At 66.7% G+C, this 3,419-nt stretch carries 2 protein-coding genes; one reads left to right on the top strand and one right to left on the bottom strand.

From position 1 onward, the window contains the following. Positions 1–47 precede the first annotated feature (47 nt). On the bottom strand, positions 48–1,127 hold the full coding sequence (gene ychF / locus WAW17_RS23460) for a redox-regulated ATPase YchF (protein WP_422335302.1): 1,080 nt from the start codon (positions 1,125–1,127) through the stop codon (positions 48–50). Positions 1,128–1,312: 185 nt separating this feature from the next. On the opposite strand from ychF, the gene WAW17_RS23455 reads away from it, so the two are divergent. Then, on the top strand, positions 1,313–3,419 hold a 2,107-nt coding region (locus WAW17_RS23455; RefSeq protein ID WP_422335301.1), incomplete at its 3' end, for a condensation domain-containing protein.

Raw genomic sequence — 3,419 nt, 5'->3', positions numbered from 1 at the left:
GCCGCCGACCCGTGGGTCGGCGGCACCTCGTCAGCTACTACCAGGGGCTACACGTTGAAGCGGAACTCCACCACGTCACCGTCGGCCATGATGTAGTCCTTGCCCTCCATGCGGACCTTGCCTGCGGCCTTGGCGGCCGCCATGGAGCCGGCTGCGTCGAGGTCTTCGAACGACACCACTTCAGCCTTGATGAAGCCGCGCTCGAAGTCGGTGTGGATGACGCCGGCAGCTTTGGGGGCGGTATCGCCCTTGTGGATGGTCCAGGCGCGTGCTTCCTTCGGGCCTGCCGTGAGGTAGGTCTGCAGGCCGAGGGTGTGGAAGCCGGTACGGGCGAGTGCGTTGAGTCCCGACTCGTTCTGACCGATCGACTCGAGCAGCTCCATGGCGGACTCCTCGTCGAGCTCGAGCAACTCCTGCTCCACCTTCGCGTCCAGGAACACGGAGTCGGCGGGAGCCACGGACTGGCGCAGTTCCTCGACGCGGGCCTTGTCGGTCAGTACCGACTCGTCGGCGTTGAAGACGTACAGGAACGGCTTGGTGGTGAGCAGGCTCAGCTCACGCAGCAGACCGAAATCGAGCCGGTCCTTGGCGCTGAACAGGGTCTTGCCCTCGTTCAGCACTTCCTGCGCGGCCAGCGCGGCCTCGTGCAGCGGCTTGAGGTCCTTGTTCTTCTTCGCTTCCTTCTCCAGACGCGGCAGAGCCTTCTCCAGCGTCTGCATGTCGGCGATGACGAGCTCGGTCTCGATCACCTCGATGTCCGAAGCAGGATCGACTCGGCCGTCGACGTGCACGACGTCGTCGTCGGCGAACACGCGAACCACCTGGCAGATGGCGTCCGCCTCGCGGATGTTGGCCAGGAACTTGTTGCCCAGACCGGCGCCCTCGGACGCACCCTTCACGATGCCGGCGATGTCGACGAACGACACGGTGGCGGGCAGGATGCGCTGCGAACCGAAGATCTCGGCGAGCCTCTTCAGCCGCGGATCGGGCAGCTCCACCACACCGACGTTGGGTTCGATGGTGGCGAACGGGTAGTTCGCGGCCAGCACGTCGTTCTTGGTCAGCGCATTGAACAGGGTGGACTTGCCGACGTTGGGCAGTCCGACGATTCCGAGGGTAAGGCTCACGGTCGTTGGATTCTACGGCGTCACAGGTGGGCGCCGGTCACCGCGCCCCGACCAGGCGAAATTCGGGCGACTCGGCACGTGACGGCCCGAAGTGGTTCACGATGGAACACGTCCCACACTCCGCCGATGAAGGAACTTGATCGACACCCACGACCCCTGGTCGACTTGTTTGGGGAGGATCCTCCTTGGATTCTGCAGTTTCTGTCCACCGTGACCCCGACGAGGCCGGCGCCGCTTTCCCGCTGTCGTCGCCACAACGGGGCATGTGGCTCGCCCAACGGATGACACCCGGAGTTCCGGTCTGCATCGCGCAGTACGTCGAACTGCACGGGCCACTGGACCTCGAGCTTCTCGCCGAGGCGTCGCTGACAGCGGGACGAGAGTTCCAATCGACCTTCTCGCGGATCGTCGAGGTCGACGGGGAACCGTTTCAGGTGGTCGATCCGTCCCTCGGGTTGTCGACCGGATTCGTCGACTTCCGCGGAACACCCGATCCGGCCGCAGCAGCGCACGCGTGGATGGAACGCGACTACACGAGCCCCATCGATCCGACCCGGGATCTCCTGGCCAGGTCCGCGGTGCTCCAGATCGGCGAACAGGACTACCTGTGCTACAGCAGGATTCACCATATTGCACTGGACGGGTACGGTGCGACAACGCTGGTGAACCGGGTAGCCGAGCTGTACACGGCGACGGTCGAGGGGCGTTCGCCCGAGCCGAGCCAGGCAGCCGACCTGCGCACCCTCTACGCCATCGATCAGCACTACCGATCGTCGCCACGATTCGAATCCGATCACGCGTACTGGATGCAGCGCGTCGCCGAATTCGGTGAGGGCTCGAGCCTGTCGCCGGTGGTGGCGCCGGCCGTCGCGAAGAGCACCCTGGCCGGAGGATTCCTCTCGGACCGGGCAGTCGGGCGGCTCGAACACTCCGACGAGGTGTTCGGCGTCCCCGCGGCGACCATGGTCGTCGCGGCGTTAGGCTGCTACCTCGCACGCATGACCGGACAGGAGCGCGTGCTGGTCAATCTGCCGGTCTCGGGCCGGACGACGGCGGTACTGCGACGCTCCGGCGGGATGCTCGCCACCGTCGCGCCGCTGCAGGTGAGTGAACAACCCGGGGACACACTCGCCGCGGTGCTGCAGCGGGTGCAACTGGAGGTGATGGGTGCACTGCGACATCAGCGCTACACGCTCGACGACATCCGCCGCGAGACCGGGGACCGGAAATCCACACTCCTCCTGGCAGGACCCATGGTCAACGTCATGCTCTTCCACCCGAAGATCGTTCTCGGCGACATGACCGGCGAGTTCCACGTGGTCACTTCCGGCCCGGTCGACGATCTGCTCGTCAACGTGTACCGGAGCGGCACACCCGAGAAGACAGTGGTGGAGTTCCGGGGCAATCCCGGTCGCTACACCGATGAGGGACTGCGTGCGCATCACAGGGCCTTCGTCGCACTGCTCGAGGACTTCCTCGCCGGGGACACCGAGGACAGGATCGGCGATCTTCATGCCGAGACCGCCGCCGAAGGAGCGCGGCTGCGCCGCAAGACCGCTCGACTCGACTACTGGCGAACCACTCTCGACGGGCTGTCCGCGCACCGGCTCCTCCGCACCGATCGTCCGGTACCGCCACACGCGGGGCTGCCTCACGACGGGTGCATCACCCTCCGTCTCCCGGCCGAGCTGCATCAGCGCATCCGAACCCTCGGTGGCGACTACTCCTTCGGTGGCGACTGCGCCTTCGCCGGTCTGTCCGTCGTGCACACCGCGTTGATCGCCCTGCTCGCCCGGCTGAGCGCCACCGACGACATCGCGATCGGGGCCACCGTCGCCGTACCGCACCGGTGGCCGGTGATCCTGCGGACCCGGGTCGACGCCGCCTGTTCGTTCGCCGAGCTACTCGCCCACGCACGCGCGACCGAGTCTGCCGCCTTCGCCGACGCGGAGGTGCCGTTCGACGAGGTCGCGGAGGTTCTGGACCTGCCGCACCCACCCACCGGTCCGTATCCGTTCGAGGTGGTCCTGGAGTTCGCGGACGCCCGCGACCGGACGGCGATGTGCGACCCCGATCTGCGAGTCCGGTACACCGAGCACCCGGACGGGACCGATCTGGAGATGACATTCGCGACCGCGCTGGTCGAGCCGGGAACGATCCAGATGTTCGCCGATCGCCTGGCCCGCCTCCTGGCGGACGCGACCCTCCGACCCGACGTCCCGGTCGGAGATCTCGAGGTCTTCGCGCCCACCGAACTGTCGGGACTCGTTCCCGCACAGGGCGGTCCTGCGC

The sequence above is a fragment of the Rhodococcus sp. (in: high G+C Gram-positive bacteria) genome (assembly GCF_049286785.1).
Taxonomy (GTDB): Bacteria; Actinomycetota; Actinomycetes; order Mycobacteriales; family Mycobacteriaceae; genus Rhodococcus_F.
Note: the sequence above shows the minus strand (reverse complement) of the source record. Positions and strands in the feature narration are given on the sequence as shown.